This window comes from Streptomyces sp. NPDC101490 (genome assembly GCF_044767145.1).
GTDB lineage: Bacteria > Actinomycetota > Actinomycetes > Streptomycetales > Streptomycetaceae > Streptomyces.
In genome coordinates, this window is record NZ_JBIWNI010000001.1 from 721938 (window position 1) to 738514 (window position 16577).

The 16577-nt window shown below is 73.4% G+C and carries 14 protein-coding genes and 2 riboswitches; of the genes, 4 read left to right on the forward strand and 10 right to left on the reverse strand.

From position 1 onward, the window contains the following. Positions 1–268: 268 nt before the first annotated feature. Together ACIRQY_RS02920 and ACIRQY_RS02925 are read left to right on the forward strand one after the other, a co-directional pair. A complete protein-coding gene (locus ACIRQY_RS02920; protein ID WP_351784551.1) occupies positions 269–772 on the forward strand; it encodes a hypothetical protein in 504 nt (167 codons plus the stop codon). A 492-nt stretch (positions 773–1264) separates the two neighbouring features. Next, positions 1265–1666: a hypothetical protein gene (locus ACIRQY_RS02925; RefSeq protein WP_403921972.1), complete on the forward strand. Its 402-nt coding sequence runs from the start codon at positions 1265–1267 to the stop codon at positions 1664–1666. Between the two features lie 295 nt (positions 1667–1961). On the opposite strand, the gene ACIRQY_RS02930 is transcribed toward ACIRQY_RS02925, so the two are convergent. From ACIRQY_RS02930 to ACIRQY_RS02940, 3 genes are all read right to left on the reverse strand, one after another. Next, positions 1962–2426 (reverse strand): NADAR family protein, encoded by a 465-nt coding sequence (locus tag ACIRQY_RS02930; protein ID WP_351784547.1) that lies wholly within the window; start codon positions 2424–2426, stop codon positions 1962–1964. 376 nt (positions 2427–2802) lie between these two features. Beyond that, a complete protein-coding gene (locus tag ACIRQY_RS02935) occupies positions 2803–3375 on the reverse strand; it encodes a dihydrofolate reductase family protein (RefSeq protein ID WP_403921974.1) in 573 nt (190 codons plus the stop codon). Between the two features lie 456 nt (positions 3376–3831). After that, on the reverse strand, positions 3832–4002 hold the full coding sequence (locus tag ACIRQY_RS02940; protein ID WP_403921975.1) for a hypothetical protein: 171 nt from the start codon (positions 4000–4002) through the stop codon (positions 3832–3834). 550 nt (positions 4003–4552) lie between these two features. Between ACIRQY_RS02940 and ACIRQY_RS02945 the strand changes: the two genes are divergently transcribed. Continuing rightward, positions 4553–5389, forward strand: coding sequence for an ABC transporter permease (locus ACIRQY_RS02945; RefSeq protein ID WP_403921977.1), 837 nt, complete (start codon positions 4553–4555; stop codon positions 5387–5389). Between the two features lie 31 nt (positions 5390–5420). Here ACIRQY_RS02945 and ACIRQY_RS02950 read toward each other — a convergent pair whose 3' ends face one another. The 6 genes from ACIRQY_RS02950 to ACIRQY_RS02975 all read right to left on the reverse strand — a co-directional run bounded on the left by ACIRQY_RS02950 (position 5421) and on the right by ACIRQY_RS02975 (position 13837). After that, positions 5421–6152: a YoaK family protein gene (locus tag ACIRQY_RS02950; RefSeq protein ID WP_351784539.1), complete on the reverse strand. Its 732-nt coding sequence runs from the start codon at positions 6150–6152 to the stop codon at positions 5421–5423. 218 nt (positions 6153–6370) lie between these two features. After that, positions 6371–7192, reverse strand: coding sequence for an ECF transporter S component (locus ACIRQY_RS02955; protein WP_351784537.1), 822 nt, complete (start codon positions 7190–7192; stop codon positions 6371–6373). Further along, positions 7189–8844 carry an ABC transporter ATP-binding protein gene (locus ACIRQY_RS02960; protein WP_403921979.1) on the reverse strand — a complete coding sequence of 552 codons (1656 nt, stop codon included), beginning with the start codon at positions 8842–8844 and terminating at the stop codon, positions 7189–7191. The genes ACIRQY_RS02955 and ACIRQY_RS02960 overlap by 4 nt, the downstream gene beginning before the upstream one ends. Further along, positions 8841–10025, reverse strand: a complete 1185-nt coding sequence (locus ACIRQY_RS02965; RefSeq protein ID WP_403921981.1) for an energy-coupling factor transporter transmembrane component T — start codon at positions 10023–10025, stop codon at positions 8841–8843. Before ACIRQY_RS02965 ends, ACIRQY_RS02960 begins: the two co-directional genes overlap by 4 nt. A gap of 3 nt (positions 10026–10028) precedes the next feature. Beyond that, a complete protein-coding gene (locus tag ACIRQY_RS02970; protein ID WP_403921983.1) occupies positions 10029–10979 on the reverse strand; it encodes a hypothetical protein in 951 nt (316 codons plus the stop codon). Continuing rightward, a complete protein-coding gene (locus tag ACIRQY_RS02975) occupies positions 10976–13837 on the reverse strand; it encodes a prenyltransferase/squalene oxidase repeat-containing protein (RefSeq protein ID WP_403921985.1) in 2862 nt (953 codons plus the stop codon). The genes ACIRQY_RS02970 and ACIRQY_RS02975 overlap by 4 nt, the downstream gene beginning before the upstream one ends. A gap of 133 nt (positions 13838–13970) precedes the next feature. Beyond that, a riboswitch (cobalamin riboswitch) is annotated at positions 13971–14041 on the reverse strand. 160 nt (positions 14042–14201) lie between these two features. Then, positions 14202–14280: riboswitch (cobalamin riboswitch) on the forward strand. Positions 14281–14420: 140 nt separating this feature from the next. Between ACIRQY_RS02975 and ACIRQY_RS02980 the strand changes: the two genes are divergently transcribed. Further along, on the forward strand, positions 14421–15833 hold the full coding sequence (locus ACIRQY_RS02980) for a hypothetical protein (RefSeq protein WP_351784527.1): 1413 nt from the start codon (positions 14421–14423) through the stop codon (positions 15831–15833). A 118-nt stretch (positions 15834–15951) separates the two neighbouring features. On the opposite strand, the gene ACIRQY_RS02985 is transcribed toward ACIRQY_RS02980, so the two are convergent. After that, positions 15952–16440: a DUF4430 domain-containing protein gene (locus tag ACIRQY_RS02985; protein WP_403921987.1), complete on the reverse strand. Its 489-nt coding sequence runs from the start codon at positions 16438–16440 to the stop codon at positions 15952–15954. Between the last annotated feature and the right edge of the window lie 137 nt (positions 16441–16577).

Consider the following 16577-nt stretch of genomic DNA (forward strand, 5'->3'; position numbering starts at 1 on the left):
CCCGTCCGGTCCGCCCGGCTCCGGCGTCACGAGAAGCGCTCAGTGTCGGCACCGGCGCCCGCTGGTGGCGCCGGGTCGCGAGGGCCTCAGGCAGGGTGCCGGATCAGGTGTCGGGGGAGCGGTCCGCGTTCAGAACCCGTCGAGTGCTGACAGAAACGCTCAGGGGAGCGCTATCCGGCCAAAGAATTGACGAGTCCCTGACAATTCAAGGTCCCTGTGGGACCTTCCATGACGCTCACACCCCCGAGGACCGGCCAGAAGGAGCGACATGAAACAGCTCTCGACACTCGCGTGCGCCACCGCCCTGATCATCGCGGCCACCGCCGGAGTGGCTACGGCGGCGACCGCCTTCGGACCCACCGCGGTGCAACAGGTTGACGGCGTGATCGTGGTCTCCGGCAGTACGTGTACCTGGAGCAACGCCCGGACCAGCGCCAACCCGCCCACCGCGCTGTCCATCGACCGCACCAGCATCAACAAGCCGGGCGGCAACCTGAGCTGTACCGGAGGCATCACCGCCGCCCTCAACAACAACCCCAACGTCACCTTCGACGACGCGGTCGGCCAGGCGAAGGCCGACGTCATCGACATCACGGGGACGCAGATCGGCATCTCCTGCCGCTACAAGGCGGCCAACGTCCTGTGGGACCGCGAAGGCGCCACCCGCAAGTACGTGAACCAGGCGTTCACCGCGACGAAGACCTCCGGCAGCTTCCTCTGCCCGGGATCGGTCACCACCCCTGCCGGGGGCTCCTCCCTGCTCTTCCGCTGACGCCCGGTGGCATCGCGAAGCCTCCGCCCCGTCCGGATCACTTCGAGGCGGGGGCTTCGCCGCAGGACCCCGGGACACGGGCGTTCCCCGGATCGGCAGCCACTGCGCTGACCTGCGCCGCTGTCGTGCTGGCACTGGGTCGCGCGGCCGTCGGCGTTCCGTCCGGACGTGCCGACACCGGTCGTCCCACAGGCGGGCGAGATCATCGTGTCGTGCAGCCGCCCCGGTCTGTCGGGCTGCGCACCTTGTCCGTCACCGGCGAGCACTCACCGGTCAGCCCGTTCAGCGGCAGGTCTCCCCGGCACGCCCAGGAGTCCGAAGAAGAGGCCGACGAACGGAGGAGAGAGCGGTGGACACGCGTCCCGCTCTGGTGGCGGAGCGCGCCGCGCCCCGCAGAATGGTGGTGCCAGGCCCTCCACACACCCGTACAGGTGGCGCACCTTCGTGACGGTGCGGGCCACCCGTGCGCGTACCTCCGCAAGGGATGACCCGATGGCCGTTGAACATCTGCCCGGAAAGCTGGTCGTCGAGGTGGGCGAGCGCCAGGCATGGCCCTTTCTCACCTTCCTCGACACCGGGAGCGGCCCGGAACGTGAGCTGCGGCTCTACCTGGACACGGACTGGCTGATCACGACGCCCGGTGACGTCCGCCCCGCCCCGGCCGGGGCCCCGGACAACCCGCTGCCGGAACTGGCCCGTATCAAAAACCGGTATGTGGTGACGGCCGTCGAGAACGCGGACGAGTCGCTCGACGTCACATTCGACAACGACCTGACCCTGCGCGTCTCGGGCGAACCCACCGAAACGACCATCGGCGTGCCCTGGTGGCTCTCTCCGTGGTCCCGCGAGCCGCAGGAGGAACAGGGGAATCAGCACGACCAGCTCAATCAGTAGGCCCGCGACGACACACGCGAAGCCGAACGAAGACCTTGGCCGCCCGCACGCGGCCGGGTCTGCCGCCCCGGTAGATCCACGCGGTCGATCCCCGCCCGGCGCCCCGGCGCGCCGATGGCGTCGCAGGCCAGGGTGATGACGGTGGCGTCACCGGAGACATCGTCCACCTCGACAGCACCACCGGCCCCCACTGCCACCTGACCCGGCCACCACGCCTCCCACGGCGGCCGGACCACACGGCGGCCGTCGCCGGGTGTGCCGCCCGCTCGTCGGGTGTCCGGTCGGAGCGCGCTGTTCAGTGGTGTCCGCAGGGGCCGTGGCCTTCGGCGCGGAGTCGGGCGCGGGTCCGCATCAGGATCCGGCCGAGCATGTTCTTGCCGGTCCCGGTCCTGCCGCGGCCCCAGTAGTGGTCGGTGCCGGTGTCCTCGACGATCTGCTCGTCCGCGGTGGACAACAGGATGCCGCGGATGTCCGCGTGTGCCTGGAACTTCGCCGTCACGGCACGCCGCATCACGTCGTCCTTCACGCGCTCCCAGTCCCGCCGCAACGGCCTGGACGGGTCACGGCCCAGCTCGGCGGCGCGCAGCGGGGTGCGGGCCCGGCGGATCAGGTCCGCATGGCGGGTGCCGGTGAACTTCTGGGCCTGGAAGTAGTGCTCCGAGGTCGGCCACACGTGCCCGTCGAGCTCCAGGCCGTACGCGGAGAAGTTGGAGAAGCAGCCGTAAGGAACGTCGTCCGCGCCGTAGAAGTAGATCGTCATCCGGGCCCTCGTCGCAGTTGCGGGAACCCGCACGGTCTCAGGCGCCCGGCCGCACCCGCAACCGGTTTCGCCAGCCTCTCAGCACCTCCCACCCACCCGTCGTTCCGGGGGTCGGCACCGCGGGAGGCGGCGACGGAGCAGACCCGGAGCGGGCCGTGGTGTCCGCCGTGAGCCGCCGGTACGCGGTTCCTCGTCGGAGTGCCGAGCAGGGAGGGTCTCGACAGGCTCGTCCAGGCCGAGGGTCCTCGCCCGTACGCGGCCGTCGCCACGGGACTCGGCGCGGCCCGCTCGCGACCGCACGGGCCCCGCCGGGACGAGGCGGACGGGGACTCCGTTCGCACGTCCGGAGCGGCCGACGGTCTCGTCCGTCCGTGGCCTACGTCGACGTGCGCCGGACCCGGTAGCGGAGGTGGACGATTCCCGAGACGAGCCTGCGGGATTCCAGGAGTTCCAGGTCCACCCGGTGTCCCTGGTGGGCGAAGAAGGGGAGGCCGCCACCCACCAGCACCGGATACACCCTCATCAGGTACTCGTCGATCAGGCCCGCCCCGGCCGCCTCGGCGGCCAGCGTCGCGCCCCCGATCGCGATGTCGCCCTCACCCGGCTCGGCCTTCAGTCGGTGGATCTCCTCCGCCAGGCTGCCGGTGGCCAGTCGGGCATGGCCCCGTACGGCCGACAGAGTGGTGGAGAACACCACCTTGGGGAGCGGATTCCAGATCGCGGCCCATTCGCGCATCGAGTCGTCGAGCGAAGGGTCCTGATCGGCCGTCTCCCAGTACAGCATCGTCTCGTACAGCCGTCTGCCCAGCAGATGGACGCCGACGTCCCGGATCTCGTCGATGACGAGACGGGAGATCTCCTCGTCGATCGCCGTCCAGTCGAAGGTGCCGTCCGGGCCGACGACATAGCCGTCGAGTGAGACGCCCATCGAATACGTCACTCTGCGCATCCGCACTCCTCCTCGCCACTTCCGACCGTACGACGGCAGCACCGCGACGGCTCGCGGGGGCTCCCCCCGACCGGGCGGGGCGGGGTCCCGACAGGTCTCCGGCGGGTGTCCGCCGCCGGGAGTGTTCCCGCTGTCCTGAGCCTGTTCTCTGTCTTCCGTCCCCGCCCCATGACACGGACGGAGGGCAGAGAGCAGGCTGAGCGCCGGGCCAGGTACGGGACCCCTGCCCGGTCCCTGTCCGGCCTGTGCGGGCAATGAGCGGGACGCCGTCCCGGGCGCGGGTGGAGCGGGCGGAGGCCGGGCGCGCCGACCGGTGGACGCGATGCGATGAACTCCGAGCCCGGTGAAGCGGGTCGTGCGCGCGTCCTGCGCACCGGGCTTACCGGATCCGCCCGCACGGCAACGGTGAATCCGGCAAGTTGATCACCATGTGATACCCGCCCTCGTCCGAGCCGGTCACCGCTCGCCGGGGCCGCCGCCCCCCGTGCAGCCCTCCGGCTGGGCGCTGCACTCCGCGTATCCAGCCCGTGCGAAGAAGACGATCCCGAACACGACCCCGGCCATCAGCAGTACGTAGAGGACCTTCCGCCACAGAGCCACTCTGTGGGGGCCACGCAAGGCGTTCACACCGCAAAGGATCATGATGAGTAAAACGAATGAGAGCAGTGTGAACAGGATGTCCATCGCATCACTCTACGACCGCGCCGGCCGACCCCGATAGGCCCCTGTTTCTGTCAATGGGCCTGTTTTCAGAAGGCGTTGAGGGTGTTCCGTCAGGTTCTGCCCTCGGGCTCGTCATCGCCCGCTGCCCGCCGCCCGCCGCCCGCTGCCCGCTGCCCGCCGCCCGCCGTCCGCCGCGCGGCGAGCAGGCTGCCGTACACCTGGCCCAGGCGCCGGGCCGGGAGCCGGCCGTCAACGACCCGGGAATCCAGACAGGCACTGACCACCCGTCGTTCCTCCTCCCTCCACGAGCCTCCGGTGCCGGGCCGGGCCGTCGGTGGTCTCGGCGCGGCCCGGATCGACCGGTCTCGGTCTCGGTTCCGGCCCCGGAAGCGGTGCCGGATCCGTCCCGGGACCGGCCGACGGGGTGCGTGCCGGGTGTCCCCCCGTGCAGACTCGCTCCCGCACCGCGCGACGGCACCGCCCGAGCGCCCCACCGCCGTCGACGGGTCCAGCGATGAACTCCGCCTCAGCCACCCTCCTCCCGGTCGATGTCTCCCTCGGCGTCGTCCTCTGCCTGCTCCTCGCCGTCGCGGTCGTGGTGACCGCCGTCGCCCGGCTCTCCCCGGACCAGGGTTCCGGCCGGGCCCGTGAAGTCGCCGTCGCGGGCATCAGGGCGGCCGTGCAACTGGCGGTGGTCTCCCTGGTCATCGGCTGGGTCGTCGCCTCGCCCACCGGCCTGCCCGCCTTCCTGCTGCTGATGTACGGGGTCGCCGTACGCACCGCGGGCCGCAGGATCACCTCCGACCCCACCTGGTGGTGGACGGCGGTGCCCATCGCCGCAGGCGTCGCCCCGGCCGTCGTCCTGCTGCTCGCCACCGGCCTGCTGCCGGTGCGCGGCATCGCGCTCATCCCCGTCACCGGCATCCTCATCGGCGGGGCGCTCACCGCGACCGTACTCGCCGGGCGCCAGAGCCTGTCGGTCCTCGCCCAGCGCCACGGTGAGGTCGAGGCCGGGCTCGCCCTCGGACTGAGCGGGCGGGACGCCCGGATCGAGATCGCCCGGCCCGCGGCGGCCGACGCCCTGGTCCCGGGCCTTGACCAGACCCGTACGGTCGGCCTGGTCACCCTGCCCGGAGCGTTCGTCGGCATGCTCCTGGGCGGAGCCGACCCCCTCACCGCAGGGGTCGTCCAGCTGTTCGTCCTCGTCGCCCTCATGGCCGTCCAGGCCGTCGCGGTGACCGTCACCCTGGAACTGGTCGTCCGCTCCCGTCTCACCGTCCCGCCGCCCACCGCCGTCCCCGCCCCCGGGCGGGCGCGGGCGCGGCGGTGGCACGGCCTCCGACGGCCGTAGCCCCGTAGCCGGCCCGAGTGCCCCGGGCCGGCTACGGGGCCCGAGCCCACACCGTGCCCGGGACCGAGAGCCGCCACAGGGCCACCGCACCCGCCACGAGCAGCGTCAGCGCCACGGCCAGGACCAGGGAGACCCCGACCTTCAGGAGCAGGGCCCCGGTCAGGGCACCGAGGAGCATCGCCAGGACGGACAGGACCCGGCGGCCGGGCCGGGGCGCCGCCCCACGGGACGTGCCGGAGTCGGAGGCGATCCCGGTCAGGGTGCCGGTGAGCACGGTCGTCGTCAGGTCCGGGACACCCAGCCGCCGGGCCACCGCGTTCTGCAGGCCCATGCCGAGTCCGAGGAGCACGATCAGGGCGTACCGGACGGCGGCGGTCGTGGTGTCGTGGCCCGCGAGGGCCGTGCCGAGGGCTCCGGCGAACAGCACCGCCTGTACGGCCATGGCCCCGGCCAGCAGCCGTCCCCGGTGCTCGCCGAACCGGACGCCGAACCGGCCCCCGGCGACCGCGCCCGTGAGGAAGGCGGCGAGGGAGACCACCGAGGCCAGGGCCGACAGACCGCCCGCGCCCGCCAGGGCGAAGCCGAGGAACACCACATTGCCCGTCATGTTGGCGACGAAGACGTGCCCGAGCCCCAGATAGCTCACCGCGTCCACCAGACCCGTCACGACCGTGAGGGCCAGCAGCAGCGGTGGCAGTGGACCGTGCCGGTCCCCCTTCGGGGGGAACAGTGTGCGGGCCGCGTCGGCCAGCAGTGCGCGCATTCCCGGCTGCTCCTTCCCCGGTGGTACGCCGTCGCCCGACGGCCGTGGGCGACAGGCCGGGCCCGGTGGACGCGAGCGTCCGGCGACGACCCCGAGGAAGCGTGGAGGCTCGTACTCATCGTGGTGTCCCCGCCGCCCGTCGCGCCACTCGACGGCCCCGGCGACGAGTCCCCCGGCCGGGGGAGCGGACGTGCCGCGGGCCTGCCCGCGCCCCTCCGTCAGACCGCGTCCCCGCCCGGACCCGGCGGGGAGACGAAGCGCACCGGGGCCTGGAAACGGGCCTTGCGGGCGGCCCGCCGGAAGACCGTGAGGACCGCCGGGCCCGCGAGGACGACGCAGACGAAGTTGGTGACGGCGCGGCCCGTGTCCCAGCCGAGGGACGTGGCCAGGTCGAAGGCGACGTACCGCTGGAACTGCTCGGTGAAGGGCAGCCCCGGGAGGTAGGCGATGGAACTGTGCGGATCGAGGGAGAAGGGCCAGAAGGACAGGTTCAGGAGGAACCCGAAGAGGTAGCCGGAGAGCGAGCCGTACACCGCGAGGAGCGCGACCTCCCGGCGCCCCGTGGCCTTCGGGAGGAAGCCCGCGAGCATCCCCACGAAGGCACAGCCGAACATCTGGTACGGCATCCAGGGCCCGACCCCGCCGGTGATGAGCGCCGACGCGAAGAGGGACGTACAGCCGAGGGTGAAGCCGAAGCCGGGGCCGTACACCCGGCCCGCGAGCACCAGGACGAAGAACACCGTCTCGATGCCCGCCGTGCCCGCGCCGAGCGGACGGACGGCGGCGTTGACCGCCGAGAGCACCCCCAGCATCGCCAGGGCCTTCGAGTCGATGCCGCCCTCGGCGATCTCCGAGACCACCACACAGAGCACGACGACGAGGAGGACCCCGAAGATGAGGGGAGGGGCGTAGTGCGAGCCGAACTTCCCCGGCGCGACCAGGAAGGGCCAGAAGAACGCGACCACACCGAGGAAGGACGCCAAGGCGATGACGACCCCGGCCCGCGCGCGGATGCGGATGGCCGTGGTGCGCCCGCTCACGCGTCCGGGTCCGTTCCGTCGGCGTCGAGCACGGCGGCCACCTGGTCCACGGTGAGGAAGGGCAGCGGGGCCAGGATCTTCGCGGTCTGCGGGGCGAAGACGGGGGAGGCGACGATGACCTCCGTGGTGGGCCCGTCCGCGACGACCTCCCCCTCGGCCATGACCACCACCCGGTCGGCGGACCGGGCGACGAACTCCACGTCGTGGGTGGAGACGACGACCGAGCGCCCCTCGGCGGCGAGAGAGTCCACGATGCCGGTCAGCGCGCCCTTGGCGCGGTAGTCGAGTCCCCGGGTGGGTTCGTCGAGCAGCAGGACCCGGGGGGCCGCGGCGAGCTGGATCGCCAGGACGAGCGCCAGTTTCTGACCTTCCGACAGATCCCGGGGATGGCTGGTGTCGGGGATGCCGGGCGCCAGCCGGTCCAGCAGCGCACGGGCCGTGACGCCCCCGTCCGTGACCCCCGACTCGGCGTCCGCCTGGGCGAGTTCCTGCTTGACGCTCTCCAGATAAAGAAGGTCCGTGGGGGTCTGCGGCACGAGTCCGACGAGCCGCCGGGCCTCCGCGGCCGGAACCTTCCTGGGGTCGCGGGCCTTCGCGGCTCCGCCGCCCTCCACCGACACCGAGCCCGACCTGCGGGGGCCGGAGCCCTGGAGCGCCCACAGCAGGGAGGACTTGCCGGACCCGTTGCGCCCCATCAGGGCGGTGACCTCCCCGCCGTACAGGTCGAGATCGACCTCCCGGACGGCGGGCACGCCCTGGTACGACACGGTGACGCCCCGGGCGGTGAGAAGGGCGGCGCGGTCCGGGTCCGGCGCGGTCCGCACCGGAGGGGGAGCCGTGTCGCGCAGCCGGGCCCGCAGGGGCGTCGCGGCCCGGCGGGCGTCGCGGACCGACAGGGGCAGCGGCGACCAGGCGGCGGTCCGGCCGAGTTCGACGATGGGCGGGGCGATGGACGAGGTGCGGAAGATCTCCGGGGGCGGCCCGGAGACCACCCGTCCGTCCCCGGGGAGGTGGATGACGCGGTCCGCGTACTGCACCACCCGTTCCAGGCGGTGCTCGGCGAGCAGGACGGTGACGCCGAGGTCGTGGACGAGCCGGGTGACGGCGGCGAGGACCTCCTCGGCGGCCGTGGGGTCCAGGGCCGAGGTGGGCTCGTCGAGGACGAGGACGCGGGGGTGCGCGGTCAGGACGGAGCCGATGGCGACGCGCTGCTGCTGGCCGCCGGAGAGCTCGTGGAGGGCCCGGTGGCGCAGGTCCGCCAGGCCGAGCAGGTCGAGGGTCTCCTCCACCCGCTTCCGCATCGTCGCCGGAGGGACGGCCAACTGTTCCATGGCGTAGGCGAGTTCCTCCTCGACGGTGTCGGTGACGAAGCCGTCGAGCGGGTCCTGGCCGACGACACCGACGACATCGGCGAGTTCGCGCGGCGGATGGCTCGCGGTGTCGCGGCCGTCGACGGTGACGGTGCCGTACAGGGTGCCGCCGGTGAAGTGCGGGACGAGACCGTTGACCGCGCCGAGGAGGGTGGACTTCCCGACGCCGGTGTGCCCGACGACGAGGCAGAGTTCGCCCTCCTCCACCGTGAGGTCCACGTCCCGCAGGACGGGTTCGGCCGTGTCCTCGTACCGGACGGTGACCTGGTCGAAGGTGATCACATGACTTCCTCGGTGCGCTGCGGAGGGACGGCCGTCCGGACGGGCGGGCTCGGGGGCGGGGCCAGGAACCCGGCGGCCCCGGCCAGCAGGATCGCGGCGGCCGGCACCAGCGGCAGGGTGGGCCAGCTGAGCGGGTAGATCGACGGGTTCAGCTCGGCGGCGTCGAAGCCCGCCCCGGCGAAGAGCAGGACGGCGGACAGCACCCCGCACCCGGCGACGCCCCACTCGGCGGCCCGCCAGGGGTCGGGCCGGTAGGTGGTGCGGGTGACCCGGCGGCCGCCGAGCCGGAGCCCGGCCACGCACAGCGCGGTCCCCGCCGCGAGCGCGGGGAAGCCGAGCAGGGCGGGCGCGGTGGCGTCGAGGAGCCCGTACGCTCCCGCGCACAGGCCGCACATGCCGAGCAGCATCAGGGCGCCGGTGGCCCGGCGCGAGCGGCGGGTGGCGGTCCCGGCCCGGCCGTAGCCCCGGGAGTCCATGGCCGCGGCCAGCCGCAGGGACCGCTCCAGGGCGTCTTCGAGGACCGGGACGATGATGCCCCGCAGCGCGCGCAGCCCCTTGGAGCGTCCGGCGCGCAGCCGCCGTGCCCGGTGCACCCGCTGGACGCTCTGGACGAGTTGGGGCGCCACGCTGAGCGAGACGGTGACGGCGACGCCGAGTTCGTACAGCGCGCCGGGCAGGATGCGCAGGGCCCGTTTGGGGTTGGCGAGGGTGTTCGCGGCGCCGATGCAGCAGAGCATGGCGGCGAGCCGGAGTCCGTCGGTCGCGGCGGAGAGCAGCGCCTCCAGGGAGACCGGGCCGCCGATCTGGATGCCCGCGTACCAGTCGGGGGTCGGGATGTGCGGGAGGGAGAAGAGGAAGTGGTCGCGGGGGGTGATGCCGGTGGCGAAGACCGCGCGGAAGACCACCCGGAGGGCCACCACGGTGAGGGCCAGGTACAGGTAGTACTTGAAGCCGCGTGCCCAGGGGGCCTCGGTGCGGCGCACGGTGATGACGTATCCGAGGACGGCGAGGACCAGGAAGAGCAGCAGCGGGTTGTTGGTGCGGCTGACGGCGGTGGCGAGGGCCAGGGCCCAGATCCACCAGGCGACCGGGTGCAGGGTGCGGGGCAGACGGCGGCCGCCCGCGTCGGGCGCGAGGCCGGACGCGGACGGCTCGGTGGCTGCCGAGGGGGTGTGGGGCACGCGTTACTCCGTACGACGGCGGCGTCTGGCCGCGAACACGGCGGCGGCGCCGATCAGCAGTCCCAGGACCCCGGTGACGACGGCGGGCAGGTACGAGCCCGCGTCGTGGGAGGCGTCGGCGGCGGGCGCCGCGTCCACCACCCTGGGGCCGGAGGCGGTGGCGGGAGCGGAGGACGGCGGCGGCGCCGGGACGGTCGTCGACGGGCTCGGCGACGGGCTGTGCGAGGGGGACGGGGTCCGCGACGCCGGAGGGGAGGTTGCCTTCGTCGGAGGCGCCGTTGTCGGGGGAGGGGTCGGATCGGCCGGTGGCGGGTTCTCCGGGGCGGGCCCGGTGCCGACGTCCGGCGGGAGCGGCGGCGCGGTCCTGGAGTTCTCGGGCGCGGGCGTGCCGCCCCCCGTGGGCCGGGTGTTCTTGGCGCGCAGCTGGTCGGGGGTGAGGGTGGGGCGGCCCCGGGTGCCCTCGATGTCGGTGCCGCCGAAGATCCACAGGTCGACGCTGCCCGGCTTGGGCCGGTAGAGCATGGCGCCGAGCTGGCTGTACGTCCAGGTGTTCTGGCCCGGGTCGGCGTGCCAGTACGACCAGTACGCGGAGGCGGGCGGGGTGAGGACGCAGTCGTCCTGCCGGGGCGTGGGGAACTGCTTGCCGCCCTGGTGGCCGCTGTAGCCGATGCGGCAGATGAAGGCCGGGCCGTCGTGGCCGGTGCCGGTGGTCCGCCAGCCGCCCTGGTTCAGGAGTTCGTAGCCGGTGGTGGGTGTCGTGCCGCACGAGCGGTAGACGGGCCCGCCCCAGTGGCTGAAGTCGACGGCGAGGACGGCGCCCGACGAGGTGGTGCACCGGCCCATCGGCTGCGGGGCGGCTCCGGCCGGGGCCGTGGTGGCGGCGAGGGCCGCCACCGTCAGCCCGAGCGCGGCGGCCGTACGGGCGAGGGCGCGCGGGGCGCGGCGGGCGGTCACGACCGACCGCCTTCAGCGGTCGTACGGCCGGGTGAGGGTGCCGTACCGTCGGCGGGCGTTCGGCCGGGCGCGGGCCTCGGACCGTCGGAGGTGACGCGGCGGAGCCGGGCGGTCCGGGTCGTGACCCAGCCGCCGAGGACCAGGAGGACGGCCGTGACGGCGAGGCCGGTGACCTGGGAGCCGGTCGCGGCGAGACTGCCCCCGCCCGTGCCGGAGGCCGTACCCCCGGAGCCGCCGGTCTCCCCGCCCGGGGTGATGATCAGTGGCGTCGAGGGGGAGGGCGCCGGGGAGATGCTCGGGACCGGTTCGGGGGTGGTACCGCTCAGGTCACGGGCCAGTACGCCGAAGGAGACGCCGGTGGCCCCGCCGACCGCCTGTGCGGAGGCGCGGACGTCCGATCCGGGCTGGCCGCCCTTGATCACGTTGAATCCGCCGTCCCCGTTCTGCTGCGAGGCCAGGAACTTCCGGGCCTTCGCGAGCTGGGCCGGGTACTTTCCGGCGTCCAGCGACAGGCCCTGGACGGCGAGGGCGGCCGAGTTCACCGAGTTGCCGGAGGCGCCCATGAACCCTCCGTCCGGGAGCTGTTGGGCGGCGAGCCAGGCCAGGGACCGGTCCACGGCCGCCCGGGAGGCGTCGTCCGACAACAGGTCCAGGGCCATCGCGGCCATCGCGGTCGAGTCGACCTCGACCGCGCTCGGCTCGCCGATGAGGCTGGGCCAGGCGCCCGTGGACGGGTCCTGGAGGCTCTTCAGATAGGCGATGGGCCCGGCCGCGGCGGCCGTCTCACCGGCCCTGACCTGGGCGATGATGCCGAGGGACTGGGAGAAGACGGAGGTCGCGTACGTGTAGTTGCCCCGGGCCGCGCACTTCCTGGGCGTCGCCGGGGTCGCCGCCCGGCAGACCCCCTCGGCGAGGGCGCCGATGAGGTCCCGCCCGCCGAAGTCACGCGGGTCACGGCCCACGGACTCGGCGAGCACCGCCGCCTTGCCGATGAAGCCGCCACCGGCGTACGCGGTCCCGATCTTCGTCCAGTCGTGGACTCCCCGGCCCATGGCGTCCCTGCCGCCCTTGTCGAGGAAGTCCACGATGTTGCGCAGGGTCCTGTCGTCGTGGCCGGTGGCGGCGAGCGCGTAGGCGCCGTCGATGGTCATGCCGTAGTCCGCGAAGCGGGGGCTGCCCTCGTAGTACCGGCCCTGGATCAGCCTTCTGTGGTCGGCGAGGAAGGCCGAACCCTTCCTGAGGTCCGGGCCCTCACCGGCCGGGGGAGCGGTGGGCCCCGTCGTGGGCGGGGTGGTCGGGGGCGTGGTCGGCGGGGTCGCGGGTTCCGGGGTGGTCAGCGTCACCAGATCGCTCTTCGCGCCCGCGACGACCGCCGCGGTGGTCGCGTAGAGCAGCGGGTCCGTGAGGCCCTCCTCGAAGGCGAAGCCGCCCCCGGGGAGCTGCTGCCGGGAGAGCCAGGAGACCGCCGCGTCCGCGTGCGCCCTGTCGCCCAGGGCCCGCAGGGTCGGGGCCGTCCAGCCGGTGGCGTGGGCGCTGCCCGGGACGCCGTGTGCGGTCGCGGGCCAGGCGCCCGTCCGGAACTGGGCCTTCTTGAGCGAGGAACGGGCCCTGGTCACCACGGGCGTGTGGCCGCCCGCCGCCTGGAGCGTGAGGGCGACGAGGGCGGTGCTTCCGGCCTCGCTCTCGCACACCTGGCCTTCCAGGACCAGGAAGCTGGGGAATCCGCCGTCGTCGCACTGGAGCTCGGCCAGTCGTGTCACGGCGTCGGCCGGTGGTCTCACCCCGCCGCTCAGCAGCGCGATCACGGCCAGGGCCTGGCCCTCGGTCTGTCCGGTCGTACGGAAGTCGCCCCTGGTCGCGCAGCCGGGGACGGGCTGCGGCGCGTCGGAGCCGCTGAGGCAGACGTTCGCCAGCAGATCGCCGAGGAGGTCGTGGCCGCCGAAGGCCCGGGGGTCCTTGCCGGTGGCCTCGGCGACGAGCGCGAGACGGGCGGCGGCCGTGGCGTCGGGCGCCTCGTCCTTCCCGGCCGGGTAGGCGTACGCCTCGGTGTGCTCGGTCCTGCCCAGGTAGTCGGCGATCCTGCGGGCCGTCGGGTTCGCGTCGCCGAGGGAGGCCAGCGCGTAGGCGACCTCGGTGGTCGCGAGGTAGTTCGGCGCGGTGTCGCCGTCGACGACGATCCGCTGCCCGTTCGTCAGCCGATCGGTGAGCCAGCGGGTCGCGGCGGGCAGGTCGACCGTCCCCCGGGGCACGTTCGGCGCGGCCGGGTCGCCCGGCGCCGGCGGATCTCCGCCCGGCGGGCGGACGTCGTCGGGGGTGAAGGTGGGCCTGCCCCTGGTGCCGCCGATGTCGGTGCCGCCGAAGACCCAGGCGTCCACGTCGCCGGGCTTGAGGGTGCGCGACATGGCGCCCAGCGGGCTGTACGTCCACCTCCGCTGGCCGGGGGAGGCGATCCAGTACGACCAGTAGGCGGTGGCCTGCGGGGTGAGGACGCAGTCCTCGTCGGCGGGGGTCGGGTGCTGCTTGCCGTTCTTGAAGCCGCTGGTGCCGATGCGGCAGATGAACCCGGGACCGTCGTGTCCCGTTCCGGTGGTGCCGAACCCGCCGGACCTGAGCAGTTCGTAGCCGGTGGTGGGGGTGGTGTCGCAGCCGCGCACCACCGGGCCGCCCCAGTGACCGAAGTCCACGGCGACGACGGCACCCTTGGTGCGGGTGCACTTCTCGACCGGAGCGGCCCCGGCCGACGGGGCCTGCGTGAGGAACACCACTCCGGCGCCGAGCGTCAGGAAGGTGGCGGTCAGGAGGGACAGCAGCCGCCGCCCCGCTCCCGACCGGCGTTTCGCCTGCTGTTCGGTCCCCACCGCGGCCCCTCGTCTCTGCCGGGCGGCTGCGTGCGTGGCGATGCGCCCCCACACGGCCGTGGTGCCACGGGGAGGCGCTGATGACCACGCCGTAGTCCGCGACGGCGCTCTTCGTACCGATGTCCCAGCCCCAGGCATTCCGACTCGCCCGGCACGAGCCGGGCCTACGGTTGCGGGTCAGTGCCGGAGTTCGACCGGCTTCCCCTGGTGCTGAATGGATGTCAGCCGGAGTGCAACACGGATCAGTTCCGGCCGTCAAGACGGTCCGGGCCGCGTCCCCGGCACCCGGATCGCGAGCACCCGGCGCCGAACCCGCCACGGCTGGCGGTCCCTTGCCCACTCGGGTAGCGTCCTGGGCTGCCACATGGGGGAATCCGGTGCGAGGCCGGAGCTGACGCGCAGCGGTATGGGACGGCGGGGGCCGCTCCCGAGCCCGAATGCCCATACGGCGACGCAGTGCAGGAAGCCGTACCACGCGTTCCGGACGGCGGCCCCCCCCGGCCATGCCCGGCCGTGCTCCCGTACGGGTGCACGCGGTACGGCCCCGGAGCGGCCGGCGTCCGCCGATCTCCAGGAGCAGGCCATGTCCCGTCCCCGCACCTCCCGCCGCCTCGCGCTCGCGGTGCCCGCCGCGCTCGGCGCCCTCGCCCTCACCGCGCCGCTCGCCCTCGCGACCTCCACCCCGGCGCAGATATCCACGTCCAGGACCAACGGCGTCGCCTACCTCAAGTCCCTCCAGGCGGCCGACGGTTCCTACGCCGGATCGGGTCTCTCCAACGAGTGGGCGTTCAGCGCCTTCGCCGCGTCCGGGACGGCGGCCGTCGACGTCGCCCCCGGCGGCGACACCACCAAGAACGCCAGGACCGTCTACCGCAACCTGCTGTCCACGGCCGCCTGGCCGTCGGCGACCCCGGTGGTCACCGACTACGAGCGCGGCACGCTCAACGCGTACGCCGCGGGCATCGACCCGGCCCGTGTCTCCGCCTCCCGCAACCTCGTCGCGGACATCTACGCGTACTGGCAGACGGCCGAGCCGGGCTACTTCGGGCCGTCCGCCAACTTCAACGGCACCGTCTTCGCCGCGCTCGCGCTGGGCGGCGCGAAGACCCAGGCGGGCACCGCCCGCGTCCCGCAGGCGCTCAGCGACGCGCTCGTGGCGAAGCTGCGCGCCAACCAGCACAACGACGGCGGGTGGACCTACCAGAAGGTCGAGGGCAACCCGACCGGCATCAACTCCGCGAGCGACATCGACATGACCGGCGCCGCGATGGCCGCCCTGTGCGTTTCCGGGGTGCCCGGCACCGACACGGACGTCGTCCAGGCCAAGAACTTCCTGAAGGGCAAACTGGTCAGCGCCTCGGGCGCCTTCAACTCCCTCTACGGGGTCAACACCAGCTCCAACGGCTGGGGCGTCGCGGGCCTCAACGCCTGCGGGATCAACCCGCAGTCGGCGGAGTTCACCACCATCAGCACCAAGACGCCGGTCGACTTCCTCATCGCCAACCAGTTCTCCCCGGCGGGCGGCTTCAAGTACAAGCCCGCCGACACCACCCCCTCCGCCTACTCCTCGATCGACGCGCTGCGCGCGGTCGCCGGAGGCGGCTTCACCACGGCCCCGCCGGTCCCGGTCACCCCGGGCGCCACCCGGTGGGTGGCCCAGTCCGCCTTCACGCCGGGCACCGCCACCAAGCTGGCGCTGAGCGTCGACGACGGCAGCGGGAACCTGAAGGTCTGCTCGGTGTCCTTCACGCCCACGGCGACGACCACCACCCTCGGCGAGGTCCTCGCCGCCGCGACGACCGCCGCGACCCCGTCCGGCTGCGTCACCGGAGTGACCCCCTCCGCGGGCACCGGCGCGATCACCACGCTCAACGGCAAGGCCGAGAGCGGTGCGAACACCTGGAAGGTCGCCGTCGACGGCTCGGCCTTCGCCGGAGCCCTCAGGGAGAAGACGGTGAACGTGGGCGACACCATCGCGCTGCGCTGGGGAGCCTGATCTCCCGGGGCGGGGGCCCTGGACCGGGCCCCCGCCCCGGAGCTCCTTCGTGTCCGGTCAGGGCCCCGGTCCTTCGGTGTGACACTGAGGGACCGGCCCTGACGGAGCACGGCGTCCGCTAGAACGCGGTCCAGGTGAAGGCGACTTCATCACCGGCGTTCAGCTTGAACTGGCAGCCGCCGACCGGGGTGGGCGTGCCGTTGACCGCGATGTTCCAGTAGGCCGCACCGCCGCCGCTGACGTTCTTGATGGTGTCCACGGAGAAGTCGTCGAACGAGGCGTACCAGGTGCCGTCCCAGGTGAAGCCGTTCTTCCTGGCGGCGTCGTCGAGCGCGGCGGTGGGCGTGGGCACGGCGGTCGGATGGGCCGAACCGTTGGTGCCGTCGCACTTGTGGGTCCCGCCGGTGGCCGTGGTCACGTCATGGCCCTTCGTTCTGATCTTGCCCTTGAACAGCAGCCCGTTCGGGCCCTGCACGGTCAGACCGACCTTGACCGCCGCGTTCGTGTGCGTGGTGGGCTGGGCGTGCGCCACGGCGGGCGCCGTGGTGAGGGCGAGCCCCAGGGCGGCCGTGGCGACGAGGGCGTGACGGACGGGATGCGGGCGCATGTGATGCCTTTCGGACGGGGCGGGCGCGCGGACGGCCCTGTCCACCGTCATCTCCGTCACGACAGCCGGGAACGGACTGCCGACGGGACGACGACTTGAGGCTCCGCGCTGCAGACCATGGCAGGGGGAAGCGGTAC